Raw genomic sequence first — 25,236 nt, 5'->3', positions numbered from 1 at the left:
CCATTCGGCTCAAGGCAGTTTGCATTCAGGACCGATCTTGCCGCGATAACGGGTCCATGTCTGCGTCTTGCCGAAAAGGGGAATCCCCAGAATGAAACCGCGCAGCTTCAGCACCTCCGGTGATTCGGCATGGATCCGGGCATCATAGGTACGCCCAGTCTCCGGGTCGAGGATATGCCCCCGCCACACGTTCTCATCACTGATTAATCGGAAATCGGTCAGCATGACCAGCCCACATTGTGAACGTCCCCAAACATCCTTGGGAACAGGGCCATCATACTGCATGCCAATCAGCCTGCCGCAGAGCGTATCGCCACAATGGCCGATCAGGAACACGCCATCGTGATCCTGCGCAAGCCATAATCCCTCTTCGGGCGCAGGTGGATTGCCTCGTGTCTGGGCCTGTCCGGGGAGGCTTGTCGTAAGCAGGAGCGCAGCCATCGCGCCAATGGCAGCAATATGCCTGAAGGGAAAACCCCCTCGCCTGAGCCCTGCGGCACGCCGCACCCCGGCATGCTCAGGATTCCGTGCGGTCGAGCCAGGGTATCGGGAAGAAATCCACGCCTTCATCTTCAAGCCTTTCCCTGTCAGAGTCGCTCATCGTGCCGTAAATGCCACGACCGGTCTGGCTGTTCTCGCTGTTGCCTTCATCATGCCGCTTCAGCGCTTCTTCGGCAAATCGATCGCCCACATTGTCGCACTGCGCCTCTACCTGACGTCTCAGCACATGGAGGGCCATTCGCAACTGGTCGTTCTGTGTCATGGGTATTGAGGGAGCAGGCGTCGCCGATTGACCTTTGCTCGTGGTCCGCCGCGCGATGGCCGGGGCCATCAGGCTTTTTTCAACCGTACTCACACCGCATTGTGGACATGAAACAAGACCATGGGACTTTTGGCGCTCAAACCCCGCGCCGTCAGGGAACCAGCCTTCGAATTCATGCCCCGCCGTACAATGCAAACGAAAGCAGATCATGCCTGCGCGAGCAACGCGTCCAGCTTGCCCGAAGCATCAAGCTGCATCAGATCAGTGCAGCCACCCAGACACTGCCCTCCGACAAAGATCTGAGGCACGGTCCGACCACCGCCCGACCGCCTGATCGCGTCCTCGCGCTCCTGTGTGCCGTGAGGGGCATTGATCTCGCGAAATGGCACGTTCTTCGATTGCAGGATCTGCACGGCACGCACGCAGTAAGGGCAGCCAGGTTGGGTATAGATTTCTACGTTGGACATATTCACTCCTGAACGCCGCCTAGATGATCATAATCGCCGGCCAGTTTGACGGTACGCGTAGCGACCAGAAGGTCGACACGTTGCGCCCCTGCGCCGAGCAATTGCCTTGCGCAGATGGAGGCGGTTGCGCCGGTGGTCAAGATGTCATCAACCAGAACAACATGCTGGCCCTCGATTGATCCCCGCACCCTCTCCCGGATGCGAAAGGCAGCATCAAGCGCTTGCATGCGTGCTTCGGGGGCAAGCCGAGCCAGGGTGGCTGTGGGGCGATGACGCACGAGCGCATCGGGGAGGAGGCGCCAGTGCGGCGAAGAGCGAATGATATGGCTCGCGAGCAGGGCCGCCTGATTGAAACGCCTTTTCCAGAAACGGTGCCGATGCAAGGGGACAGGAACGAGCAACCGGCGTTCAGCGCTTTCATCCCTCATCATGCCGGCCATGACACGGCCCAGAAAGGGCACGATATCCGGACGATCCCCATATTTGAATTGCAGGACCAGCCGGCGCGCCGTGCCATCGTAAAGAAAAGCGGCGCGTGCCGCTCTCCAGGGGTATGGCGCATGGCCGCATTGGGCACAGCGGCCATCTGAGCCGAGATAGGCTGCCGATGGCACCGGAAGCGCACAATGCCGACAGGCAAGCCCGACCGGTGTCATCGAACAGAAGCATGAGGTGCAGAGGAGACCGCTTGTCATGGTCTCAGTGCCGCATGAGAGACATGTTGGCGGCAATACGAGATCAAGAGCTCGAGAGAGGAAAGCTGCGGTCTTCAGCGCAACACCATCATGCCGGAACCATCATTCCACAACGCCCTTACTCGATGACAATCAGTTCGATGAGTGCCGTGTTTACCAGGACTTTCCCCTGATTCTCGAAATTGATCGTCACGCGCTGGCCGACAACACTCTGTATCTGACCGACGCCCCATTCCGGACACTGGGGATGGGTTACAAACTGACCCGGCTCGTAAAAACTGAAGTTCGGGGTCACGCCTTCCCTCCACCTGATCCGTGATCAGCATTACCCCCGATATCCTGTCTCAACACTTCAGGGGCCGCGACACCTGATTGCAGGAGCAGATCTGCCAAGGTCTCCATCATATCCTGACATGCGGCCGCATCGTCCCCTTCCGCGCGCGCAACAAGGGCTGGCTGAGTATTCGAGGCGCGCAGAAGCCACCAGCCCCTGGCCTCATCCACCCTGACCCCATCAATGAGCGTCATCCGCATCTCACTCTCTCGGGCCCGGGCGATAACGGCGTTGATTACATCGAATTTCTGCTCATCCGGACAATCGAACCTTATCTCGGGCGTCGAGACGGCATGGGGGAGCGACGCAACCAATGATGATAGAGGGGCCGTCTGCTGCGACAGAAGGTCAATTACGCGTATGGCGGCGTAAAGCCCGTCATCAAAGCCGGGCCAGTGATCGGCGAAGAAGAAATGTCCCGACATTTCGCCAGCGAACACGGCACCCGTCTCACGTAATGCATTCTTGACGTGGGAGTGCCCGCTTGGACACATGAGGCCCTTACCCCCTGCCCTTTCAACGCCTTCAAAATAGGTGCGGGACATCTTCACGTCGCCAAGGACCGTTTTCCCGGGTGTGTCGCGCAGGATGGATTGCGCCAGAAGCAAACTCAAATGATCTGCAGCGATTACCGTGCCCCGCTCATCCACCACACCCAACCGGTCCGCGTCACCATCGAAAGCAACGCCGAGATCAGCGCCATGCTGGCGCACGGCAGTCTGCAGTTGCACCATGGCCTCCGGCAGGGTCGGGTCGGGGTGATGAGCCGGGAAGAATCCGTCGATTTCGCCGTTCAGAACCATATGCTGTCCCGGCAGAGCCCCGATGAGCGCTGCGAGGATATCACCCGCTGAAGAATGACTGTTATCCCACACCACTTTGAGGGGCCGCCCACCGGCACGCAGGCCGGTACACAGGGCGTCAACATACTCTGCCGAGCATTCCAGTTTGGCCTGTTGCCCCTCGGCACCGTCATTGAGGGTGATACCCGCTTTCAGCAAGGTCGCGAGGTCAAGGAGCCCCTGTCCGAAAACAGGGTGGTTGTGCTGGACAATCTTGAAGCCATTATAGTCCAGCGGATTATGGCTACCAGTAACCATAATCGCTCCGTCCGCCTTCTGACGGTATGAAGCGTGGTAAAGCTGAGGCGTGGGGCAACAGCTAATGCGACGTATTGTCGCACCGCCCATCATCAATCCTTTGACGAGCGCCTGTTCGAGCGCGGGAGAGCTTTCCCGGCCGTCATGGCCCACCAGAATTGTGGCTGAACGCCCTACACAGAGGCCAGACGCAAAAACGACGCCCAAAGCCCGGGCGTCGTCCTCACCAAGTGTTTTTCCAACGATCCCGCGTATGTCATACTCACGCAGGATCGAAGGGTGGAACTCATGTTGAAACAGAGTATCCATCAGGCATCGGCGTATTTCTTGATGAAGCCACGCATGGCATCACGCAGGTCCGGGCGCTCAAGCGCGAAAGCAATCTGCGCCTCAAGGTAGCCAGCCTTGTCACCACAGTCGTAACGCGTGCCTTCATAGCGCAGACCGTGGAACGGGGCATGGCCAATCATCTTGGCCATTGCGTCGGTCAGCTGGACTTCACCACCGGCTCCACGCTCGAGCTTGGACAGGTGCGTCATGATTTCCGGAAGGAGCACATAGCGACCGATGATCGACAGGTTCGACGGCGCATCTTCAGGCTTCGGCTTTTCGACAAGGCCCTTGACCTCGACCAGCTTGCCATCGTCCTTGCCGACATCGAGGATGCCATAACGGTTCGTATGTTCCTTGGGAACTTCCGAAACCGCAACCACATTTCCGCCGGTCTGATTGTAGACTTCAACCAGCTGGGCAACGCAGCCCTTTTCGCCCTGCACAATGTCGTCAGGCAGCAGAATGGCAAACGGGTCATCGCCGATGAACGAGCGCGCACACCATATGGCGTGGCCCAGGCCCATAGGCTCCTGCTGACGTACGGCCGCAAGCGAACCGGCTTCAATGGAGCTCGGCTGAAGTGTCTTGAGAAGATCGGTCTTCCCGCGCTCGCGAAGGGTCGTTTCGAGCTCGAAAGCCACGTCGAAATAATCGATGAGGCTATCCTTACCGCGCCCCGTGATCAGGCAGAACTGGTCGATCCCTGCCTTGCGCGCTTCGTCGATGGCATACTGGATGAGCGGGCGGTCAACAACCGGGAGCATTTCCTTCGGCATTGCCTTGGTGGCAGGAAGAAAGCGTGTTCCCATACCTGCAACGGGCAGTACAGCTTTTCTGAGCGGCTTGATCACGTTATCCGACCTTTAGATCAATTTGAATACGTAGTGCAGATACAGGCTCAACATGAGATGTTGAAGCCCTCAACTGCTTCACAACCTACACGATGACCGGCTGCGTGAAACTCGATCAAGCAGACAAGTTCGGCAAAGTGATGGCACGCGCACCAGATTACACGAATGATGCCTCGGGATAAGTGTCAATCGTTAACGAAAGTTCACTTCGCAGCGATTAATTTATTGGCAATTTTTGAAGATTTTTTTGGGAGGAACTGGCATCCCCCGAAGGGGATGCTACCAGTTCGTCTGGTGCGGTCGAGAAGACTCGAACTTCCACGGGGTTGCCCCCACAAGCACCTCAAGCTTGCGCGTCTACCATTCCGCCACGACCGCATCGTGACAAGCGGGCCGCTCTGGGCGATACCGCTCGTGTGAAGGGGGCTATAGCCGATGACTGATGACCAGGCAATCGTCCATGAGACGATTTTTGAGAAAATCTCGACGAAATTCGAGGAAGGGCTGGTTTCGTATGAAACCGCGCTCGAAACCATGCAAAGAAGAGCCGCTGCCATACGAGCCGGAGAAGCAAGCGAGCTGCTGTGGTTTCTCGAGCATCCGCGCCTCTACACGGCGGGCACCTCGGCCAAGGAGACCGACCTTATCAACCCCGAGGGCCTGCCAACCTTCGAGGCCGGTCGTGGCGGACAATGGACCTATCATGGCCCAGGCCAGCGAATCATCTACACCATGCTGGATCTGCAACAGCCACACGGCCCTACCCCGCCGCGTGATCTTCGCGCATTCGTTCAGAGCCTCGAGCGCTGGATTATCGCAGGCCTCGCCCAGCTCGGCATAAAGAGCCGGACCGAGTGCGGCCGAATCGGGGTATGGACCAATGACCCCATCACGGGTGAGGAAACGAAGATTGCAGCACTCGGCATCAGGGTGAGCCGCTGGGTGTCCTGGCATGGGGTCGCCATCAATTTCGACCCTGACCTCGAAGATTTCTCGGGTATCGTGCCCTGCGGCATTCGTGAGTTTGGCGTCACGAGCATCAGACGATTCGATCGTGACCTGACCATGAGGGATCTCGATCAGGCCCTGCTCACCTGCTGGCCTCAGTTCTTCGGTGGGATACCGACGCTGGCCGATTGACCCGTGACATTGCTACCCTGAGAAATGTCGGAAAGCTGGATCAGGATCCGGTTGCCGCGCGCATCGACACCATCAAGCGATGAGAGCTGCAACCGGTTGTTCTGATCGAGAAAGCGCAGGGTCAGCAGCCCCTGAGAGGGATTATCCGCCTGCGCGAGCGAAATCTGGCTTGCCCCCGGCGCAGTCCGGATGTCCGTGACTCGTATCTTACCATCGAAACGCACGGGAACATGGAGCAGCAGACCGAGCGGATTGCGTGAGAGGTTGAGACGCGTCACCGCACCCGTCTGCGAGTCGTCAAGAACGAGATGGGCGCCACTTGCACGCAGCGTCATGGCGTGAGGAACAGTATAGTCCAGCCCGAGCGACCCTGGTGCGTAGCGAAAATGCCCTGCCCCGCCATTCTGCTGCGGTCCGCGCTGAATAAAGCTGCCCTCAACCGGGGTGGGATCGTTCAGACAGACCTCGACACGCTTCACCTGCGCCTTTTGCTGCGTCGTCAGGCCATCAGTCCCGCTGACAGCGCATCCGGCCAGAGCAATCGCTAGGCCTGTCGCCGCAAGGCCGCGCCGCACCGTCATACCTCCTCCGGCGCGTGCAGCTTGAGCGAGAGTGCGTGCAAGCCACTCTCGAATTCCGGCTTGAGCATCTCATTGATGAGACGATGCCGTGCCACGCGGTTCATTCCTGCAAAGCGGGGGCTGACAATCGTCATGGTGAAATGGGTCTCGTCACCCTCGACTCCATTGCGTCCGGCGTGATGGGCGTGGCGCTTGCTGTCGTCACGAATGGTCAACTCTGCGGGTGCCAAAGCGTCCTGCAACTGCCGGCTCATGCGGGCCGCGCGTTCCTTCAACTCGGTCATCTCCACTCCCTCCTTGCATCAATGTGCCTTACAACGCACATAAACCCGATCATGCAGCGCAAATCCACACGACACAGGGCCTTCGACCCGGACCCCGACGCGCCCGAGCGTTACTGCGACATGCCCGGCTGCACCGAGCATGCGGGATATCGTGCGCCCAAGGACCGTACGCAACTCAGGCAATATTTCTGGTTCTGCCTCGAGCACGTCCGTCAATACAATGCGCGCTGGGACTTCTATAAAGGCATGACACCGGGCCAGATCGAGGCCCAGCTTCGAGCCGACATCTCGTGGCAGCGCCCCTCATGGAAACTGGGCACACGCGGTGGACAGAATTTCGATGAGGAAGAGGTTCTCGATCCGCTGGATATTCTTTCCTCCACACGCGCGCGGCGCGCTCAGGCTGCCCGCCAGCGGCACAATGCCGCCCGCGAGGCCGCGCCCCCGCCCCTGCGCGACCATCTCCGTGCACTGGCGCTGGACTGGCCCGTAACGATCGAGGCTCTCAAGACGCGATACAAGGAACTGGCTCGCAAGCATCATCCCGATGCCAATGCCGGAGACCCCGCTGCAGAGGACAGATTCAAGACGGTAAGCGTGGCCTATAGTACGATTCGCGCCCATCTCATCAGCCTGTAGGCCCGATTATTGCGCGTTTCCCTCTGGCCTTGTGAGGAAACATGACCATATCCTTGGCCGGAACCTGACATGACAGAGTGAAAGACGGATTGAAACCATGAGCGATCTCGCCTCCATCGATGCACCGGAAACGGTTGTCACTGCCGAACAGAACGCGGTGCCGACTCATGTTCTTGGCGCGCCGGACCGGATCGTCTCAGCGCGTGACGTGTTCAAGATCGAATGCGACATGGAAGTGCCTGCGTTCTCGATCCGGACCGAGCATGTGCCCGATATCGATCCGAGTTACCAGTTCGACTGCGACACGACCCGGGCCATTCTGGCGGGCTTTGCCAATAACCGCCGCGTCATGGTGCAGGGCTTCCACGGTACGGGAAAATCATCCCATATCGAGCAGATTGCGGCACGGCTGAACTGGCCCACAGTCCGCATCAATCTCGACAGCCATATCTCGCGCATCGACCTGATCGGCAAGGACGCCATCGTTCTGCGTGATGGCAAGCAGATCACCGAGTTCCGCGAGGGTCTCCTGCCGTGGTGTCTTCAGCACCCCGTCGCCCTGATTTTTGACGAATACGATGCCGGTCGCCCGGATGTCATGTTCGTCATCCAGCGCGTGCTCGAAGCCGAAGGCCACCTGACCCTGCTCGACCAGAATCGCGTGATACGCCCCCATGCCGGATTCCGGCTTTTTGCCACGGCGAACACGGTGGGTCTGGGCGACACGACCGGGTTGTATCATGGCACGCAGCAGATCAATCAGGGGCAGATGGATCGCTGGAATATCGTCGCATCGCTCAACTACCTGCCGCTCGAGCAGGAAGTGGGAATCGTGCGGGCCAAACTGGGCCTCGGCAACGAGCCCGCCATCACGACGCGTCTCGAAAGCATGGTCGCCCTCGCGAACCTGACCCGCGCCGGTTTCATGGCGGGTGATATCTCTACAGTCATGTCACCCCGTGCTGTCATCACCTGGGCCGAGAACGAGCGTATTTTTGGCGATCTGGCTTTTGCATTCCGCCTGACCTTCCTCAATAAATGCGATGAGGCTGAGCGCGGCATTGTCGCAGAATACTATCAGCGCTGCTTCAACCAGTCTCCGCTGAACGCCTGACGGGGGCGAGCGCATGGCCACCTCCAGAGCCAAGGCACCGGACAGGAACCAGAACGACCTTGCCCTGCCGGGCAGTGAGCGCACGGACGCCTTCCGCCGCGCCACGAGCGCTGCGCTGCGGGCAATGTCAGGCGAGCCCGAGACCGAAATCAGCTTTGCGGCGTCGGCCAGTGCCAAACCGGGTACGGGCGTCCAGCTTCCCTATGTCTCCCGGGCGCTCACGCCTCAGGAAATGACACGCGTTCGTGGCGCTGCCGACGCAGCTGCCTTGCGACTGAAGCACCACAATTCAGAACTGTCCCCCCTGCCCCAGCAGGCCGACAGCGCCGAGACCCGCCCCTTGTACGACGCGCTGGAGCAGGTGCGTTGCGAGGTCTATGGCTCGCGTCACATGGCGGGCGTGCGGGCCAATCTGAACCAGAAACTGGCCCTCGATTGCAGCGAGAACGGCTACGCCCGCATGAGCGCGCGCGACGATATGCCTGCCAATGTCGCCCTGCCCCTTCTCGTGCGCGAGGCCTTGTCAGGGCTGCCCTCTCCCTCGCAGGCGGGTCCGGCGCTCAAGGCATGGCGCGACACGCTTTCGCCCGAAGCCAAACGTGCGCTCTCGGGCCTTGCCTCGACACAGATGGACCAGCAACGCTTTGCCGAGGCCTGCTCCGGCCTTTTCAAGGCATTCGACCTGACTGAGGAGCCCGAGCCGGAGGATCAGAGTCAGGCAGATGACCCGGATCAGGATGATGACAGTCAGACCGAATCCGATCAGCCCGATGATGATCCTTCGCCGCAGGATCAGGATGACAGCGAGACGCATGGTTTTCAGCCGGAGCCGACCGAGCAGCCCGACAGCCGCGATGCCAGTGACTCGGAGCTGCAGGACGAAGGCGCAGAACAGCCCGCCGGTGCTCTGGAAGACGATAATGGCAAGGAGGCCGAGGCCAGCGCAGCGCCGCCGGCCTACAAGGTCTTTACTAATGCTTTCGACGAGGAAGCCGATGCTGCCGATCTGTGCGACCCGGATGAGCTGGCCCGGCTGAGGCAGCAGCTGGACCAGCAGCTCAGCAGCCTGCAAGGCGTCGTGTCGCGACTGGCACACCGGCTGCAGCGCAAGCTGATGGCGCAGCAGCAGCGTTCCTGGGCGTTCGATCAGGAGGAGGGCATACTGGACGCGGCACGGCTGGCGCGCGTCGTGGCCAATCCGACCCTGTCACTGTCCTACAAGACGGAACGTCAGGCAGAGTTTCGCGATACGGTTGTTACCCTGCTGATCGATAATTCCGGGTCGATGCGTGGTCGTCCGATCTCGGTTGCCGCCATGTGTGGTGACATTCTCGCCCGCACGCTCGAACGCTGCGGCGTCAAGACGGAGGTACTGGGCTTCACCACGCGTGCTTGGAAAGGCGGCCAGAGCCGGGAGCGCTGGGTGGCAGCGGGTCGTCCACCTGATCCGGGCCGCCTGAATGACCTGCGCCACATCATCTACAAGGATGCCGACACGCCCTTGCGCCGCGCCCGCAACAATCTCGGACTGATGCTGCGCGAAGGGTTACTGAAGGAGAACATCGACGGTGAGGCGTTGCTCTGGGCATGGAAGCGCCTGCGCCGCCGCCCTGAACACAGGCGTATCCTGATGGTGATTTCAGATGGCGCGCCTGTTGATGACAGCACGTTCTCGACCAATCCAAGCTCTTATCTGGAAGACCATCTGCGCACGGTCATTGCGCGTATCGAAGCCTCACCCGAGACGGAGCTTCTCGCCATCGGGATCGGCCATGACGTAACCCGCTATTACCGTAACTCGGTTACGCTCACTAATGCGGAAGAGCTTGGCGGAACCATGATCAAACAGCTTTCCGACCTGTTCGTGGCGCAATAACCCGATCATCCGTCCCGGCGTGGGCCGCCCTTCACGGGCGGCCTCGCTCCGGACGACAGGGCCGAGGCCCCATATCCGGGTTATCGCTCCGCCAGCTCAAGAATCTTGACAAGCATTGCGTCGATTGTGGCGCGTGTTGTGCGGTGGTTGACGATTGCCGCGCGTATGACAAGCTGTTCGCCAATACGCGTTGTGGAGGGTGCAGCCACGCCGCTCTCGTGCAGGTCTTTCACCAGCGTATCGATCGCATCGTCCTCAAGACCGTCCAGTGTAAAGCAGACGATGTTCAGGGCAACCGGGGCCATAAGCAGAAAGCGGTCATCCGCCTCCACGGCCTCAGCCAGATAACGGGCAACGGCGCAACATTCCTCCACCATTTCCCCCAGGCGGTCGGCACCATAATGCGCGATCGTCATCCACACCTTGAGCGCCCGAAACCCGCGTGACAGATCCGGCCCGAAATCGCAGGGCCAAGGGGCATTACCCGCGAGCCCGCGATCCGCCCGGGTGAGATAGCTCAGTGACTGGGCGAATGCCTGCGCATGCAAGGCAGGATCCCGCACCAGAATACACCCTGCGTCGTAAGGAACCTGGCCCCATTTATGGAAATCAAGGGCAAGGCTGTCGGCTCTTTCGATGCCATCAAGCATGATGGCGTGCTCAGGAGAAAGCCGGGCAAACGCCCCGAAAGCACCATCGACGTGAAACCAGCATTTTTCTTTTGCTGCGATATCGGCGAGGGCCTCCAGCGGATCAACCGCGCCGCAATCCACACTGCCCGCCGTGCCGATGATGATAAAGGGATGATACCCTGCCGCACGATCCTCGGCGATACGATGTGAGAGTGCTAGATCATCCATGCGGTACAGCTCATCGACCGGGATGAGGCGCAGGGCGTCGCTCCCAAGCCCCGCCATGTCGAAAGCGCGGCTCACACAGCCATGAGCGGTTTCGGCGGCATATCCAACGAGCTTTGCGCCCGATACCCCGGTCTGACGTAGCCCCGGTATTGCAGCGCGGCTGGCGGTGATGATTCCGATGAAGTTCGCGAGCGACGACCCTGTTACGAGACAACCGGACGAAGCGGTGGGCATACCCACCATCTCGGCGGCCCAGCGTATCACCTGACGCTCCACTTCAATGGCAGCATGATCGCGACCGCCGCAATTATCGTTCAGGCTGGCAGCCAGCATCTCGGCAAGAATACCGATTGGCGTGCCCGCACCCTGAACCCATCCCATGAAACCGGGATGCGGATTGCCATTCGAATAAGGACGTATATCACTCACGAAACGGTCATAAAGCGCCCGCGCCTCCTGCCCCTCGCGCGGCAATTCGGCCCGGAACCCGGCCCGTAGCGCAGCCGGCATCGGCTGCCAGACAGGCCCCTCCCCCATCTGCTCAGCCCGATCGAAAACATCATCGAGCATACGATGGGCAAGGGCACGCAGCCCGGTCCAGTCCTGCGGGTCCAGTCCACTCATCGCCATTCCTCATCCATGTTTGCATTGCGCCTGTCAGGCAGATGGTCTCTTCTAGCGGGCTACGGGCCTGCGCCCAACTCCTGCCGTAAAATTCGGGTTGTAAGAGGGCATGAACAGCCCCATCCTCGCCCCCATGAAACATGCCGCAGCCTCCCTTCTCGCCCTCCTCGCTCTGGGAGGGGCCGCCCGTCACGCGCATGCTGATGCCATCCCGGCATCCTGCATGGCCTCGCAGGCCGCATCGCGCACGATGGGCGCGGCGAGCCTCACAATGTCTGGCTACAGCGCCGCACTTTCTGGTGGTGGCGCCACACTGGGGGTCGGTCAGGTGATGGCGCAGGACCGTCAGGGCCATTTGACCCTGCCCAACCTGCGTGATGCCAATGCCCTGATCTCGTTTGGTCTGCTCAAACTGGTCCATAACGGATCTCCCGCCGGGTGCCGTGGCGTCGATGGCAGGCCAGCCCTCAAGAGCCTGCGCGACGCCTTGCATCAGGGGGCCGTGGCCGAACTCGTCTGGACGGGCATCGCCTTATCTGATGGCAAGAACCGCTATACGGCTGATCGGGTGAATGTCACGTTGCGGTCAGGCCAGACACCGGGAAGTGTGGATATCAACTTTGCAGCCTCCGGTGTCAGTGCGCCTGGGGGCTCCGCCCTCCCCGGCAAGCTGAGCACGACCCTGACCATTCCTGAGCAGATGCTCGACAGCACAAAATCACCCGAAGGGAGGATCACGATCTCCTCCCTCCAGGCCTTGTGGGCGAAAGGACGTCTCGACGGTCATGGCTGGATCACCCCCGGACGCACCACAGCCACAAGTGCAGGCGAACTGCATGTCGCCATCACGGACCTGAGCGATCTGCTGGCGACCATTCGCCCCGTCCTGCCAAGTGGCGTATCAACCGCGCTCGCTGTGGCGCAGTTCATGGGGCATCGCGATGGCAATCAGGTTCTGTGGGACCTGACGCTTGGCGGCGGCGTGCTCAAGGTCAACTCGATCCCTATCCCTGTACACTGAAGCAAGATCTCTGCCCCGTCAGGAAAGCGTCTCTTGCAAGGTCAGCCTGTAGGGCAGAGCGATCCATCTGATCATGTTTGCGCCTGCGGGCAGCTTTTCTGTCACGACTGCCCTCGGGAAGAAAAGCCACGAAGCGAGGTCATGAGGGGCGGCCCCTCCGAGCGATGCTCAACCTTGCCGCCAGGGAGGCTGTCCGGGACCATAACCCGGCCAGAACTGGCCTTCCTGCCCCCCCCCCCGCGGACACAAAAGGGAGCGCAATCAGCCCGGGTGACGCAGCAGGCCACCCTCGACACGCAGGGCCGCACCCGACGTTGCTGAAGCAAGCGGAGAGCAAATATAGGCCACCATATTTGCAACTTCCTGCGGATCGGCCAGGCGATTGATCAACGTGGTCGGCCGGTTTTCCTTCAGAAAAGACGCTTCGACTTCCTGCGCCGACCGCCCCGATTTTTCGGCAGCCTTGTCGATCATGCTCATCACCCCCTCCGTACGGGTGGGGCCCGGCAGCACACTGTTGATTGTCACCCCGGTGCCGGCCACGCTCTCGGCAAGGCCGCGCGCGATCGCAATCTGGGCGGCCTTGCTGAATCCGTAATGGATCATCTCTGCCGGAATATTGAGGCCCGACTCACTCGAGATAAAGACAATCCGGCCATCCTTGCGCTCGACCATTTTTGGTAGATACGCACGGGAGAGCCGCACCCCGCTCATGACATTGATGTCGAAAAACCGCTGCCATTCCGCATCGCTGATCTCGGCAAACGGGACTTCCTCGAAAATACCCAGATTGTTGACCAGCACATCGACTTCAGGATGCGCTGCAATCAACTGGGCGATAATTTCAGTCTGCGCCACGTCGCCCGCAAATCCGCTCACAGAGGCATCGCTGACCTCCTGACGGATCGCCTCTATGGCCGCAGTTGTGCGTGTCTCGCCACGCCCATTCACGATCACATGGGCTCCGGCTTCTGCCAGACGCTTTGCAATCGCAAGACCGATACCGCCGGTCGAACCGGTCACCAGCGCCTTTTTTCCCGAGAGATCGAGTGCAAGCATGATATGTCTCCATTCATTCGATACAAATCGAACAAACCAGAACAAATTAAGTTGCCTGCACCCCGCTCATCATCCCCCGGTCTGGGGGTGAGGCGTAGAAGGAAGAGACAAGCCCTCCCTCCAGAACCCAATATTCTCTTCGGCTGTTACCTCGCAACACGACTCAGGTGTCAGCCTTGTCAGCCAGCTTCTTCAACGCCCCCATTACCTTGCGGGCCATGGTGATTCTCTGCGCGTTGGTCATTTCGCGCACGACGGCAAGCTTCTGGTCGGGACGCAGCTTCACGCCCTGATCCTTGTGTCGTTCCACCCATTTCAACAGACCCATCGGGTTGCGGAACTTCCGATTACGGAACTGGATGACCATGCCCTTGGGGCCGGCCTCGAGCCGATCCACGCCAGCCGCACTGCACAGACGCTTGATGACAACCACATCAAGCAGGTTCTCCACTTCCTGCGGCAGCGAACCAAAACGATCGACCAGCTCGGCGCGCATTGCGTCGAGCTCCGCCTCGCCTTCCAGCCCGGCAATACGGCGATAAAGACCCAGCCGAACAGGAAGGTCTCGCACATAGGTTTCGGGGATAAGCACGGGCAGACCCAGAATGATGTTGGGCGTCCAGTCCTTGTCCTCAGCGCGCTTCTGATCCTTCTGCAGGCGCATGGTGGTAACGGCATCTTCCAGCATCTGCTGGTAGAGCTCGATCCCGACCTCCTTGATATGACCCGACTGCTCATCACCCAGCAGGTTCCCCGCGCCGCGCAGATCCAGGTCATGTGACGCAAGGGTGAAGCCCGCCCCGAGCGTGTCGAGCGTCTGCATGATTTCAAGACGCTTTTCGGAAGCCGGCGAAAGACGATGGCTCTGCGGCCATGTGAGATAGGCGTAGCCGCGCTGCTTGCCGCGCCCCACACGCCCGCGAAGCTGGTAGAGCTGCCCCAAGCCGAACATGTCAGCACGATGGATGATCAGCGTATTAACCGCAGGCATGTCCAGACCGCTTTCCACAATATTGGTGGAGAGAAGGATATCGTAGCGCCCGTCGGAAAATTCCGTCATGACGCGCTCGAGTTCTGCCGGGGTCAAACGACCGTGCGCCTGAACGGTTTTTGCATCGGGCACGATGTCGCGCAGGCGGTCCGCCATGCGGTCCATATCCTCGATACGCGGCACGACGCAGAAAACCTGCCCGCCACGAAAACGCTCGCGCTGGATCGCCTCGCGGATCATCACACTGTCAAACGGCGTGATGAAGGTCCGTACGGCAAGCCGGTCCGTTGGCGGCGTAGCAATGAGACTCATCTCGCGCACGCCTGTAAGCGAAAGCTGCAAGGTGCGCGGCAAGGGCGTGGCGGAGAGTGTAAGCACATGCACATCCTCGCGCATGGACTTGAGCCGCTCCTTATGCGCCACGCCAAAATGCTGCTCCTCATCAATGATCAGCAGGCCCAGATTAGCAAAATTGACCGATTTGGCGATCAGCGCGTGTGTGCCGACCACGATATCGACCTGCCCTTCTTCCAGCGCACGCCGTGTCTCGGCAGCCTCCTTGGCTGTCACGAGGCGGGACAGCTGGGCGATACGGACAGGAAAGCCCTCGAACCGGGTTGAGAAACTGCGGAAATGCTGTCGCGCCAGCAATGTGGTTGGCACGACAACGGCCACCTGCACACCCGACAACGCCGCCACAAAGGCTGCGCGCAGGGCCACCTCCGTCTTACCAAAGCCGACATCGCCGCAGACCAGACGGTCCATGGGGCGCCCCGAGGTCAGATCCTCCAGCACATCGGCAATGGCGCGTGACTGGTCCTCTGTCTCGACGAAGGGGAAGCGGGCACAGAATTCATCCCACATCCCTTCGGCAGGTATGAGCGACGGCGCTTCCTTCATGGCGCGACCGGCGGCGGTGCGTATCAGCTCGCCCGCCATGTCGCGAATGCGCTCCTTCATCTTGGCCTTGCGGGCTTGCCAGGCCTGACCGCCCAGCTTGTCCAGCGCCACACCGCCCTGCTCCGAGCCAAAGCGGCTCAGAAGCTCGATGTTTTCAACCGGCAGGAAAAGCTTCTGCGCCCCGTCATAGAGCAGACGCAGACAATCATGGGGAGCCACGCCATCGCTGACTGTTTCCAGCCCCTCATAGCGCCCGATGCCATAATCAGCGTGAACGACCAGATCACCTTCGGCAATTTCAGACGCCTCGGTAATGAACTGCTCAGCCCGGCGCTTGCGACGGGGCGGACGGGCGATCCGCTCACCCAGCAGGTCCTGCTCGGAGATGAACGCCATGCGGTCCGCCACAAAGCCGCGTTCAAGCCCGAGCACAATGAGCCCGACCGTTCCCGGCGAGATCCCCGCCGCCGAAGCCCAGCTATCATGGGGCTCGGTGGTAAATTTGTGCTCCTTCAGCAGCGAGGCAATGCGCTCACGAGAGCCCTTGGTCCATGCCGTCACATAACAGCGCCGTCCGGCTTTCTCCCATGCCTCAAGCTGGGTACGCAGGGCATCGAAAGCCCCCTCACGCGTGCCGTCCTTGCCACGGACGAAAATGGGGCCCGGCCTACCCCCGGCATCCATGCCCTGTACCGTGTCGGGCTTAGCGAAAGGATTGAGGGCAATGCTGGGCACACGGGCCAGCATGGCATCCCAGCCCGAGCGATTGAGATAGAGCAGGTGCGAGGGCAATGCCCGATAGATGGCCTCTCCCTCACGCGCGGGAGCCTTTCTGGCCTCGAAATGATCGGCGATCATTTCCAGACGGGCCGAGAGAATATCCGGCACCTGATGGTCCATGCTGATCGATGCATCGGGCAGGTAATCGACCAGCGTATCCATATGCTCATGGAAAAGCGGAATGTAGTGTTCTAGACCCGGAAAACGCCTTCCCTCGGAAACGTTTTCGTACAGCACATCCGAAGCTGAGGATGGCCCGAAAAGATCGCGCCAGGCGGAGCGGAAGCGGCTTATGGCCTCGGGGCTCAACGCATATTCGGAGACGGGGCGAAGGTTGAAAGCGTCCAGCGTGTCGGTCGAGCGCTGGCTCGACACATCGAAGCGCCTGATATGATCGACCTCATCGCCAAACAGATCAAGGCGGATCGGCTCGCTCTCGCCGGCGGGGAACAGATCGAAAATGCCCCCGCGTGTGGCAAACTCACCGGCCTCCATCACCGTATCGGTGCGCGTGTAGCCGCTCGCGACCAAAAGATCGATCAGCATGGCCTGATCGAGGGCCTCGCCCTTCTTCACGGAAATGGCCTGATTACGGAACGCATCGCGTGGCGGTACGCGCTGAACAAGGGCATGAACCGTGGTCAGCACGATGCGTCGCGTCGCCCCTGCGGGTTCCAGCAGACGCGTCAGCGTTGCGGCGCGCTCCGCTGTCAGGGCCGGATTGGGCGAGACACGGTCATAGGGAAGGCAATCCCAGGCAGGAAAGCGTAATACGCTCACGCCGGGCTCGACATAGGCCAGCATGTCAGCCAGCGCGGCGACAGCGGCATCGTCGCGCGCCACATGGATGAGCGGGCCGTCATGCTCGCTCAGGCGGCGACGCAGGAGAAAGGCCGTATAGGCCTCCGGCACGCCCCAGAGGGTCGGCCGGTCGGGGGTATCGGTCATACAGAAATCCAAAGCACGCACGCCACAATGCAGGCGTGCTGCCAGGCGATGGTTTCGTTTTGTTCCATGACGGTTCTATCCTATAGCCTGTGAAACTCCCGATGTCAGCCCATGTTCCATGAAGGTCATGTCTCCAGAGCTATCGCCGATCACCCCGCTTCTGGCGCCCCTCGTCACCCTGCCCGGCATCGGCCCCCGTTATGACGGGCTGCTGCGCAAGGTTGCCGGTGGCAACAGGGTTATGGACCTTCTTTTCACCCTGCCAAGCAGCTACGTCGACCGACGCACGATCATGACCCTGCGTGAGGCCCGTGAGCAGCTGATGCCCGGCGCGACCCTGACCGCCCGGCTGCGTGTGCTCGACATTGTCCAGCCCAGTCGCGCCCGCCAGCCCTTTCGCATCCGTGCGACCGATGACACCGATGAGGTGGAGATTCTGTTCTTCCATCAGGCATTTGTCCGCTCCGTTGCACCGGGTGACGAACTCGCCGTCTCGGGCAAGCTCGAGCGCTACGGTCTGTCGCTTACAATGCCGCACCCGGATTATATGGTGAACTGGCTGCGCCATGACACAATCCCCGCCATCGACCCCGTCTGGCCGCTGACCGCAGGCCTGTTTCCGTCCGTCATGCGTCGCGCCATGCACAAGGCGCTCGATCTTCTGCCGCGACTGCCGGAATGGATTCCCACGGAGGTTCTGGCGCGCCATGACTGGCCGTCCTTTCACGAGGCGCTCGAAATTCTGCACCGCCCCAAAGCCGAGCCAGGCCGTCACTGGTCTCGCCTGGCCCTGATGGCGCGCGAACGGCTGGCATTCGATGAATGTCTGGCCGATCAGCTTTCCCTCGCGCTCGCGCGTCAGGAGGCACGCATCCTGCCCGGACGTGCGCTGACAGGCGACGGCACCCTTCGCGAGGCTGCTCTGGCCCGGTTCGGCCATGTCATGACCGGCGCGCAGACCCGGGCTCTGGCCGACATCGATGCGGATATGGCCGCACCTGTGCCCATGATGCGCCTGCTGCAAGGCGACGTCGGCGCAGGCAAGACGCTCGTGGCACTGATGGCCATGCTTCGTGCCGTCGAGGCCGGAGCGCAGGCCGCCCTCATGGCCCCGACCGAGATCCTGGCCAGCCAGCATTATGAGACCCTGTCGCGTCTGTCTGGCGTGACCTGCGTCTATTTGTCCGGAAGCGTGAAGGGCAAGGCGCGCTCCATTGCGCTCAAGGCTATCGCCGACGGGACCGCACGGCTCGTCATCGGCACCCATGCCCTGTTTCAGGAGGCCGTGGTGTTTCACGATCTCGGCCTTGCCGTCATCGACGAGCAACATCGCTTTGGTGTGCAGCAGCGTGCCATGCTGGGTGGAAAGGGCGACTGCACCGATATTCTTGTGATGACGGCGACCCCCATCCCGCGCACGCTGCTTCTCACTCAATGGGGGGATCTCAGCGTAAGCCGGCTGGATCAGAAACCGCCCGGACGCAAACCCATCCAGACATCGCTGCATCCCCTCTCAACGCTTGATGATGTCATTGGCGGGATCAGGCGCATTGTCGAACGAGGGGCACAGGTTTTCTGGGTTTGCCCGTTGGTTGAAGAAAGCGAGGTGCTCGACGTGGCGGCGGCCGAAGCACGATGGGCCGATCTTTCGCAACGCCTGACTACACCTGTTGGACTGGCTCATGGGCGGCAGGAAATCTCTCAGAGACAGGCGGAACTCGACCGTTTCCGGCTGGGTGAGACGCGGCTGCTTGTCGCGACGACGGTTATCGAGGTCGGTGTCGATATCCCCAATGCCTCTGTCATGGTGATCGAACATGCGGAACGGTTCGGGCTTGCCCAGTTGCACCAGTTGCGCGGCCGCGTCGGGCGTGGTGCAGCAGCGTCGTTCTGTCTGCTGATCTATGATGATGGCGCGACCGGTGCCACAGGCAAGGAACGCCTCGCCCTGCTGCGGGAAACGGAGGACGGCTTCATTATCGCTGAGCGTGATTTCAGGTTACGCGGAGGCGGTGACCTCACTGGAGTCCGGCAATCGGGCTTGCCGCTTTTCCGTTTGACAGAAGGCGTCGATGCAGAGTCACTACTCAACGAGGCTTATCGCGAGACAATTGCGATCACAGACAAATTATCCGACGGGAGTAAAGTTGACTCAAATTTTTTGCTTCTGTTCACGATATTTGATCGCCATGATCCCAACAGGATAAATCGAGCAGGATAGTGAAAATACCAGTCACCCGCAGTAATACTTACTCAATCTTTTGACATGTTACATTAATCATTTTAACTATTGCTAAAGACCAGACTTGCTCAATTCGTCGTCGTATTTCATAACCTGATTGATCCCGTCAAAGAGAGGCGATATGTCACCGATCCATCAGCCCGAACCTCACCTCGCGATACTTGAAATCGCGCGAAGGCTGCTAGGAGCGACATCTATCTGCATATGCGGATTCGATAGATCGGGCGACCTGATCGAGATAGCGGGTGGCGGCACGATCGCATCCGAAGTAACCGCTGAGTGCGTCAGGGCCGTTTGCAACGCCGACGACTCGCTTTATCTCAAAAAAACCGACGAGTCCTTTGATCTGGGTATAGCATTGGAGGGCGATCTGACCCTTCTTGCACGCGTACCGCTCTCGGTTTCCGAGACAGAACTACGCGAGCTTGCACCCTACCTTGCCGTATGCGCAAGATCGCTCCTGACCAATCAGACTTTGCAGACACGCAGGCGCGATCTGCCCGATCGGGTTCTTTGCGCAGCACATATCGGCAGACTGATCGAGACGACGACCTGCGAGAGCCGCAAGGCGAGTTTTTCGGTTATCGGGGTCGATCTCGATCACCTGAACACGCTCAATCTGCGTTACGGATGGGAAACCTCGAACCGGGTTATCGACGAGAGCATCACACGCATCCAGCAGATTCTCCCCGGACAGGCCTATCTCGCCTATGCGGGCGGCGGAAATATTCTGGTTGTGTCCCCACCCGGCCTCTCACTGGTGACAACCAGAACTCTGATCGCAAGCATTCGTCAGGCACTCTCGCCAACCATCCTGATAGATCGGGGCGAAATCCAGCCTTCATTCTCGATAGGCTGGGCCTTGTTCCCTCAGGATGGTGAAACGTCGACGTCGCTCCTCCAGGCGGTCGATGCTGCCGTCAATGACATAAGACAGCATGGCGGCGCGCATGAACGACGCGCCACCCCTTCCGGTACCGCTGCGCTGCTTGGCTCATCGGGGCTGGAGCGTGATCTGATGCGCGCGGTAGAAAGCAATGAACTCACGCTTAACTGGATGCCGATCATCGCTTCGGGCAGTCAGACCGTCGTCGCGCTGGAGGCACTTTTGCGGTGGGAGAGGCCAGGCGTGGGCCAGATCCCACCTGATATTTTCATCCAGTGCGCCGAAAATGGCGGCATGATTGAAAAGATCGATCAGTGGAGTCTCAAACGCGCCTGCGAGGCCGCTGCATCCTGGAGCCATCCACTGCGCGTATGCGTCAACATTTCTCCCACTTGGCTCGCTCGCCGTCTCCTGTCCGGAATGGTCGAGGCCGTCTTGCAGGAAACCGGCCTGGCTCCCGAGCGCCTGCAGATCGAGCTTTCCGAAAAGCGCTCCTTCGGCCCGCGCGACATTGCCTATCAGGAGCTCTCACGCCTTCGCGCTCTGGGCGTGCATGTCGCGCTGGATGATTTCGGCGCCGGATACTCCTCCCTCGAGAGGCTGGCGAATTTCCCGGTCGATCAAATCAAGTTCGATCGCTCGTTCATGCTGCGACTCAACGATGACCGCCGCGTCAACGAGGTGATGGGGCAAACAATCCAGATGGCGCGTCGACTCGGCATTTCCTGTTGTGCCAAGGGCGTGGAGACCGAGCGTCAGATGGCCTTTCTCGACTCCTATGGGTGTGAGGAAGTACAGGGCTACCTGTTGGGCATCCCGACACCGGATTATCTCTGAGCACCCTGGCCGGGAGGCAGTTTGCCTTCGAACAGGCGAACCGCCTGGGCAACATGCATTGAAAAAACCCGTACCGGCGTCACGCCGATACGGGTTTTACTGATTGCGTCGATACAACCCGGCGAAACCGGATTGTTACTGTCGGCTCAGGCTCAGAATTTGACTGAGAGCTTGAGCGAGCCATAGTTGAAAAGGCCTGCCTTGGCCGTCTTGAACTGGGCGGTCTGCCAGTTCTGGCTGTAGGACAGCCGAACCCCGTGCCACATCACTGCCACGCCTGCATGGATCATACCGACGTCCCACGTCTTGCTCACATGGGGTGAGTTGTCACGCAGTGTATTGCCTTGCAAGGTCGAGTCATAGGCAACCGCCTGACCTTCCACACCGCCATACAGATACCAGGCAACTGGGCGGGTGGCGACAAAGGCATCCGTGCCATCAAGGCCCGGACCGATCGTCGCATTGCCGAAATCGCTGTCCAGCCCTTGGCCGATACGGAATGTTCCGGCTGCATCGGCATAGGTACGATAGTCACCAGCGGCGCCTGAAATGGCCGGCAGCACATCGGCGCTGATTCCATAAAGGTTCACCACAGGCAGACGCCAGATACGCCCGGCCTGAATCTGGAAGATCGGCTGGTTCTGAAGCTGCGTGTGCCAGCCACGGTTCTTCGTGTCGCCGATCGCGCCGTGGAAGCCATTCTGCAACTGACGACCCAGACCCGCAGGCCCCATGACGCCAAACTGGATCCCGGCGACGCTGCGTGACAGATCCGTGTCGTTGATGAAGTTCACCGTGCCGAGCAGAAGGCTCGAATAAGGACGGTCGCCCGAAGCAGGCTGCGCTGTCTGCGTGTCGCGCGGCGTATAGATAAGCTGCTGCACGCCAAGGCTTACACGCTGCATGCCCTCACCCAGCAGGAAGCGGTTCACGTCAGCGAAGGGCTTGGGCAGATTATCGGTGCCCGATGTCCAGTTGAAACGCAGCCCGGAGGTATAATACTGGTCTGATGTGCCCTTGAGGGTCGATACTGCGTCATTCTCGCCCTGGAGCGTCCAGGTGCCGTAAGGGTCCTGTTTGGGGGTGGCGTGAGCCGTTGCACCCATCACAGCGAGACCGAGAACCGAGAGCGATCCGGCCCTGACCTGTCTGGCGCCCGGCCAGCGCGACTTTGAACAGCGCAAATCCATCCCCTTCCGAAATAACAGGCAGCCACCATAGCCGATTTCACGTAACAGGAAACAGTGACAGCCGGTAACGCCAACACTATCCCCTCATAAAAACGCGATATGAAGAAGATCGTGGTAATCGGGTCACGTTTTCTGGTGGCATAACCCGAAAAAACCGTGTTAGGGTCTTGATGAAACCCCTTGTGGACATCGCCCGTTCCGTACCAGCCGGCAGGCCCGTGCACACCGTTTCGACTTACTCCACTGGTGATTCTCCGTATGATGGATCACCGCACAGATCTCGGGATTAGACCGTTGAGAAGCAACCGTACCGACCGCAGCCCACGTTCCCCGCGCCGCGGCGGATTCGACGACGATTTCATGACCCCCTCCTTCGGTGACCGTGGTGGGATGCAAAATCGTCGTCCCCCTTCGGGCGGCCCACAGGTTCTGGCGTCAGGCCCGGAAGTGGGCGCCAGCGTCAAGTGGTTCAACAGCGAAAAGGGTTTCGGCTTTGTCGAGCTCGCTGATGGATCAGGCGACGTTTTCCTTCACGCAAACGCCCTCTCCACCGCTGGCCACACCAGCGTAAACCCCGGCACGACGCTGAACGTCCGCATTGGCCAGGGCCCCAAGGGCCGTCAGGTCGCTGAGGTTCTCAACGTCGACACCAGCACGGCAGAAGCTCCGCGCCCCCGCGCTGCCTTCAACCCGGCTGGCCCGCGCCCGGCTTTTGGCGGCGGCGGTCGTCCTGCCCGTCCGGCTCCTGACCTGTCGCAGGCACAGGATCTGCGCGGCATCGTGAAGTGGTACAACGCCACGAAGGGCTTCGGCTTCATCACGCCGGAAAACGGTGGCAAGGACATCTTCATCCACGCCTCGGCTCTTGAGCGTTCGGGCCTGTCTGGCCTCAACGAAGGCCAGGCAGTCGATGTAAAGGTTGTGCAGGGCCAGAAGGGTCCGGAAGCAGCCGACATCAACATCGCCTGAGCGATCTTCTGATCCAGAAAAAACCCGGCCTTGTGCCGGGTTTTTTTGTGCCCTGTGAAGAATGGCCGGTTTCAGACTACGGGACTTCCTTGATCCGCGCAGTCATACCACATGATGAGCAGTAATCGTCTACGCTGACGCAGTGCCCGCAATATGCACTTCTTGACGAAGAAGCGCGTCGGCACCGGAACAGCTTCCGTCGACGAATAAACGGTGGGATAGCCCGGATTCAGCTTGCTGCAGAATAACCACTGCCAAACCGCTGATCAGTAATCCTTGCCCTTGCTGCGTAGCAAACGGGCCTTGTCACGCTGCCAGTCCCGCTCGGCAATAGCGTGGCGCTTGTCTTCTTTCTTGCGCCCCTGACCGAGGCCAAGTGTCAGCTTGGCACGTCCACGGGCGTTGAAGTGAACGTCCAGCGGAACGAGCGAAGCCCCTGCCCGCGAGACAGCGCCAAGCAAATGGGCAACCTGCTTCTTGTGCAAGAGCAGCTTGCGCGGTGCGCGCGTGTCAAAACGGGAGAGCACGCCGCCCTGATATTCAGGGATATAGGAATTGAACAGCCAGATCTCGCCGTCCCGCTCGCCAGCATAGGCTTCGTTGATCGCTGCGCGACCCATACGAAGACTCTTTACCTCCGGCCCCTTGAGAACGAGACCTGCCTCGACGGTTTCGAGGATTGTATAATTGAACCGGCCTTTTCTGTTCTGCGCGGCAATGCCGTGCGAAATCAGACCGGATTTCTTTTTTTCAGCCACAATTTATCCTGACAGGCCGGTTTTTTTCAGAGCCTCGTCAATCACAGCGCGGGAGGCCGCGCCGGGTTCACACAGGGGCAAACGTACGGTCGGGGTGCACAGCCCCAAACGTGATGCTGCGTATTTAACCGGCCCCGGATTGCTCTCGCAGAACATGGCATCGTGAAGGGGTGTCAGACGTTGCTGGATCTGCATCGCCTTTGCCACGTCACCCGCCTGCCATGCTTCGTGCATCGCAGCGCAGAGCCTCGGCGCGATATTGGCTGTCACGCTGATGCAACCCGTCCCGCCCGCAGCGAGGAACGAGACGGTTGTGCCGTCATCGCCCGTCAACTGGGTGAATGGCGCATCGCCAAGCAGGGCACGAAGCTGAAGCGGACGCGACAGATTGGCCGTTGCATCCTTGGTCCCGACAATATTCGGGTGCTGCGCCAGACGCGCCATCGTCTCCGGCAGAACTTCGACCACTGAGCGACCAGGCACATTATAGACATAGAGCGGCAGATCGGTCGCATCGGCAACCAGCATGAAATGCTGGTACAGGCCTTCCTGGGTCGGCTTGTTGTAATAGGGTGCCACCACGAGCAGGGCGTCGGCACCAACGGCCTTCGCATGGCGTGCCATGCCGATCGCCTCATGCGTGCTGTTCGACCCGGCGCCAGCCATGACCGGCACGCGCCCGCCCGACACCTTGACGGTATGGGCGACAACAAGGGCATGCTCATCATGGGTCAGGGTCGGGCTTTCGCCTGTCGTGCCGGCTGGGATAAGTCCTGCCGTCCCTTCATCGATCTGCCAGTCGATAAAGCGACCGAGAGCCGCGAGATCAACCGTGCCATCTTCACGAAACGGGGTCAGCAGCGCGGTCAGAGACCCTTTGAAATCCTTGTTCCGTGCCATGCCTGTTCACCTGCCCCGTTTTTAGAACCTGCTGCTAAATAGAACTCCTGCCGCCCCTGTCAAATGGATATCGCGTGGAAGCCCTGCCCTATGC

Annotated in this window: 23 protein-coding genes and 1 tRNA gene; 8 read left to right on the top strand and 16 right to left on the bottom strand. The window is 60.2% G+C overall.

The genetic code is table 11. The annotated features are described in order from the left end of the window. Positions 1 to 9: 9 nt before the first annotated feature. The 8 genes from F3J08_RS06030 to F3J08_RS05995 form a co-directional block, all read right to left on the bottom strand. Positions 10 to 507 (bottom strand): DUF2147 domain-containing protein, encoded by a 498-nt coding sequence (locus F3J08_RS06030; RefSeq protein ID WP_240386474.1) that lies wholly within the window; start codon positions 505 to 507, stop codon positions 10 to 12. Positions 508 to 517: 10 nt separating this feature from the next. Continuing rightward, positions 518 to 973, bottom strand: coding sequence for a DUF1178 family protein (locus F3J08_RS06025; RefSeq protein WP_166928802.1), 456 nt, complete (start codon positions 971 to 973; stop codon positions 518 to 520). Continuing rightward, positions 970 to 1,230, bottom strand: a complete 261-nt coding sequence (gene grxC / locus F3J08_RS06020) for a glutaredoxin 3 (RefSeq protein WP_122039164.1) — start codon at positions 1,228 to 1,230, stop codon at positions 970 to 972. Before grxC ends, F3J08_RS06025 begins: the two co-directional genes overlap by 4 nt. Before the next feature lie 2 nt (positions 1,231 to 1,232). Continuing rightward, positions 1,233 to 2,003 (bottom strand): ComF family protein, encoded by a 771-nt coding sequence (locus tag F3J08_RS06015; RefSeq protein ID WP_255493454.1) that lies wholly within the window; start codon positions 2,001 to 2,003, stop codon positions 1,233 to 1,235. A 40-nt stretch (positions 2,004 to 2,043) separates the two neighbouring features. Continuing rightward, positions 2,044 to 2,220, bottom strand: a complete 177-nt coding sequence (locus F3J08_RS06010) for a DUF3553 domain-containing protein (protein WP_166928800.1) — start codon at positions 2,218 to 2,220, stop codon at positions 2,044 to 2,046. Continuing rightward, the gene (locus tag F3J08_RS06005; protein WP_166928799.1) at positions 2,217 to 3,668 is read right to left on the bottom strand and encodes a phosphomannomutase/phosphoglucomutase; all 1,452 of its coding nucleotides are present in this window, start codon (positions 3,666 to 3,668) and stop codon (positions 2,217 to 2,219) included. Before F3J08_RS06005 ends, F3J08_RS06010 begins: the two co-directional genes overlap by 4 nt. Further along, positions 3,668 to 4,543 carry a UTP--glucose-1-phosphate uridylyltransferase GalU gene (gene galU, locus F3J08_RS06000; RefSeq protein ID WP_122039168.1) on the bottom strand — a complete coding sequence of 292 codons (876 nt, stop codon included), beginning with the start codon at positions 4,541 to 4,543 and terminating at the stop codon, positions 3,668 to 3,670. The genes F3J08_RS06005 and galU overlap by 1 nt, the downstream gene beginning before the upstream one ends. A 292-nt stretch (positions 4,544 to 4,835) precedes the next feature. Further along, positions 4,836 to 4,921: transfer RNA gene (locus F3J08_RS05995), tRNA-Leu, on the bottom strand. 57 nt (positions 4,922 to 4,978) lie between these two features. Between F3J08_RS05995 and lipB the strand changes: the two genes are divergently transcribed. Then, the gene (lipB, locus tag F3J08_RS05990; RefSeq protein WP_166928798.1) at positions 4,979 to 5,683 is read left to right on the top strand and encodes a lipoyl(octanoyl) transferase LipB; all 705 of its coding nucleotides are present in this window, start codon (positions 4,979 to 4,981) and stop codon (positions 5,681 to 5,683) included. Here lipB and F3J08_RS05985 read toward each other — a convergent pair. Then, positions 5,647 to 6,264 (bottom strand): outer-membrane lipoprotein carrier protein LolA, encoded by a 618-nt coding sequence (locus F3J08_RS05985; protein WP_166928797.1) that lies wholly within the window; start codon positions 6,262 to 6,264, stop codon positions 5,647 to 5,649. The two genes, lipB and F3J08_RS05985, sit on opposite strands and share 37 nt — an antisense overlap. After that, entirely contained in the window at positions 6,261 to 6,548 is a 288-nt protein-coding gene (locus tag F3J08_RS05980) for a BolA family transcriptional regulator (protein ID WP_023977451.1), read from the bottom strand. Before F3J08_RS05980 ends, F3J08_RS05985 begins: the two co-directional genes overlap by 4 nt. Before the next feature lie 51 nt (positions 6,549 to 6,599). Here F3J08_RS05980 and F3J08_RS05975 point away from each other — a divergent pair, with 51 nt between their 5' ends. The 3 genes from F3J08_RS05975 to F3J08_RS05965 all read left to right on the top strand — a co-directional run bounded on the left by F3J08_RS05975 (position 6,600) and on the right by F3J08_RS05965 (position 10,177). Next, on the top strand, positions 6,600 to 7,187 hold the full coding sequence (locus F3J08_RS05975; protein ID WP_122039170.1) for a DnaJ domain-containing protein: 588 nt from the start codon (positions 6,600 to 6,602) through the stop codon (positions 7,185 to 7,187). Between the two features lie 97 nt (positions 7,188 to 7,284). After that, entirely contained in the window at positions 7,285 to 8,301 is a 1,017-nt protein-coding gene (locus F3J08_RS05970) for an AAA family ATPase (RefSeq protein WP_023977453.1), read from the top strand. Positions 8,302 to 8,314: 13 nt separating this feature from the next. Further along, positions 8,315 to 10,177 carry a cobaltochelatase CobT-related protein gene (locus F3J08_RS05965; protein ID WP_166928796.1) on the top strand — a complete coding sequence of 621 codons (1,863 nt, stop codon included), beginning with the start codon at positions 8,315 to 8,317 and terminating at the stop codon, positions 10,175 to 10,177. Between the two features lie 80 nt (positions 10,178 to 10,257). Here F3J08_RS05965 and F3J08_RS05960 read toward each other — a convergent pair whose 3' ends face one another. Beyond that, a complete protein-coding gene (locus F3J08_RS05960; protein WP_166928795.1) occupies positions 10,258 to 11,661 on the bottom strand; it encodes a pyridoxal-dependent decarboxylase in 1,404 nt (467 codons plus the stop codon). Between the two features lie 109 nt (positions 11,662 to 11,770). Here F3J08_RS05960 and F3J08_RS05955 point away from each other — a divergent pair, with 109 nt between their 5' ends. Then, the gene (locus F3J08_RS05955; protein ID WP_166928794.1) at positions 11,771 to 12,682 is read left to right on the top strand and encodes a DUF2125 domain-containing protein; all 912 of its coding nucleotides are present in this window, start codon (positions 11,771 to 11,773) and stop codon (positions 12,680 to 12,682) included. 261 nt (positions 12,683 to 12,943) lie between these two features. On the opposite strand, the gene F3J08_RS05950 is transcribed toward F3J08_RS05955, so the two are convergent. Continuing rightward, on the bottom strand, positions 12,944 to 13,741 hold the full coding sequence (locus tag F3J08_RS05950) for an SDR family NAD(P)-dependent oxidoreductase (RefSeq protein ID WP_166928793.1): 798 nt from the start codon (positions 13,739 to 13,741) through the stop codon (positions 12,944 to 12,946). A 163-nt stretch (positions 13,742 to 13,904) separates the two neighbouring features. Next, positions 13,905 to 17,360 (bottom strand): transcription-repair coupling factor, encoded by a 3,456-nt coding sequence (gene mfd, locus F3J08_RS05945; protein ID WP_166928792.1) that lies wholly within the window; start codon positions 17,358 to 17,360, stop codon positions 13,905 to 13,907. Positions 17,361 to 17,478: 118 nt separating this feature from the next. Here mfd and recG point away from each other — a divergent pair, with 118 nt between their 5' ends. After that, a complete protein-coding gene (gene recG, locus F3J08_RS05940) occupies positions 17,479 to 19,581 on the top strand; it encodes an ATP-dependent DNA helicase RecG (RefSeq protein ID WP_166928791.1) in 2,103 nt (700 codons plus the stop codon). Positions 19,582 to 19,723: 142 nt separating this feature from the next. Beyond that, a complete protein-coding gene (locus F3J08_RS05935; protein WP_166928790.1) occupies positions 19,724 to 21,325 on the top strand; it encodes a GGDEF domain-containing phosphodiesterase in 1,602 nt (533 codons plus the stop codon). A 152-nt stretch (positions 21,326 to 21,477) separates the two neighbouring features. Here the strand turns inward: F3J08_RS05935 and F3J08_RS05930 are convergent, their stop codons facing one another. After that, complete coding sequence (locus F3J08_RS05930; protein ID WP_240149197.1) at positions 21,478 to 22,431, bottom strand: lipid A deacylase LpxR family protein; 954 nt, start codon at positions 22,429 to 22,431, stop codon at positions 21,478 to 21,480. A gap of 378 nt (positions 22,432 to 22,809) precedes the next feature. On the opposite strand from F3J08_RS05930, the gene F3J08_RS17450 reads away from it, so the two are divergent. Beyond that, on the top strand, positions 22,810 to 23,484 hold the full coding sequence (locus F3J08_RS17450) for a cold-shock protein (protein WP_023977462.1): 675 nt from the start codon (positions 22,810 to 22,812) through the stop codon (positions 23,482 to 23,484). Between the two features lie 266 nt (positions 23,485 to 23,750). Here F3J08_RS17450 and smpB read toward each other — a convergent pair whose 3' ends face one another. After that, positions 23,751 to 24,245, bottom strand: coding sequence for an SsrA-binding protein SmpB (gene smpB, locus F3J08_RS05920; RefSeq protein ID WP_062164382.1), 495 nt, complete (start codon positions 24,243 to 24,245; stop codon positions 23,751 to 23,753). Further along, positions 24,246 to 25,142, bottom strand: coding sequence for a 4-hydroxy-tetrahydrodipicolinate synthase (dapA, locus tag F3J08_RS05915; protein ID WP_166928789.1), 897 nt, complete (start codon positions 25,140 to 25,142; stop codon positions 24,246 to 24,248). Between the last annotated feature and the right edge of the window lie 94 nt (positions 25,143 to 25,236).

The organism is Asaia sp. As-1742, from assembly GCF_011753235.1.
GTDB lineage: Bacteria > Pseudomonadota > Alphaproteobacteria > Acetobacterales > Acetobacteraceae > Asaia > Asaia bogorensis_B.
The sequence above is the reverse complement of the archived record's forward strand: the minus strand, read 5'-3'. Positions and strand labels throughout refer to the sequence as shown.

Bases quoted from the DNA above. Each gene is read 5' to 3' on its own strand.
- F3J08_RS06025 (WP_166928802.1), bottom strand. From the start codon at position 973: ATGATCTGCTTTCGTTTGCATTGTACGGCGGGGCATGAATTCGAAGGC.
- grxC (WP_122039164.1), bottom strand. From the start codon at position 1,230: ATGTCCAACGTAGAAATCTATACCCAACCTGGCTGCCCTTACTGCGTG.
- F3J08_RS06005 (WP_166928799.1), bottom strand. From the start codon at position 3,668: ATGGATACTCTGTTTCAACATGAGTTCCACCCTTCGATCCTGCGTGAG.
- lipB (WP_166928798.1), top strand. From the start codon at position 4,979: ATGACTGATGACCAGGCAATCGTCCATGAGACGATTTTTGAGAAAATC.
- F3J08_RS05985 (WP_166928797.1), bottom strand. From the start codon at position 6,264: ATGACGGTGCGGCGCGGCCTTGCGGCGACAGGCCTAGCGATTGCTCTG.
- F3J08_RS05980 (WP_023977451.1), bottom strand. From the start codon at position 6,548: ATGACCGAGTTGAAGGAACGCGCGGCCCGCATGAGCCGGCAGTTGCAG.
- F3J08_RS05975 (WP_122039170.1), top strand. From the start codon at position 6,600: ATGCAGCGCAAATCCACACGACACAGGGCCTTCGACCCGGACCCCGAC.
- F3J08_RS05970 (WP_023977453.1), top strand. From the start codon at position 7,285: ATGAGCGATCTCGCCTCCATCGATGCACCGGAAACGGTTGTCACTGCC.
- F3J08_RS05965 (WP_166928796.1), top strand. From the start codon at position 8,315: ATGGCCACCTCCAGAGCCAAGGCACCGGACAGGAACCAGAACGACCTT.
- F3J08_RS05960 (WP_166928795.1), bottom strand. From the start codon at position 11,661: ATGAGTGGACTGGACCCGCAGGACTGGACCGGGCTGCGTGCCCTTGCC.
- F3J08_RS05955 (WP_166928794.1), top strand. From the start codon at position 11,771: ATGAACAGCCCCATCCTCGCCCCCATGAAACATGCCGCAGCCTCCCTT.
- F3J08_RS05950 (WP_166928793.1), bottom strand. From the start codon at position 13,741: ATGCTTGCACTCGATCTCTCGGGAAAAAAGGCGCTGGTGACCGGTTCG.
- mfd (WP_166928792.1), bottom strand. From the start codon at position 17,360: ATGACCGATACCCCCGACCGGCCGACCCTCTGGGGCGTGCCGGAGGCC.
- recG (WP_166928791.1), top strand. From the start codon at position 17,479: ATGAAGGTCATGTCTCCAGAGCTATCGCCGATCACCCCGCTTCTGGCG.
- F3J08_RS05935 (WP_166928790.1), top strand. From the start codon at position 19,724: ATGTCACCGATCCATCAGCCCGAACCTCACCTCGCGATACTTGAAATC.
- F3J08_RS05930 (WP_240149197.1), bottom strand. From the start codon at position 22,431: ATGGGTGCAACGGCTCACGCCACCCCCAAACAGGACCCTTACGGCACC.
- dapA (WP_166928789.1), bottom strand. From the start codon at position 25,142: ATGGCACGGAACAAGGATTTCAAAGGGTCTCTGACCGCGCTGCTGACC.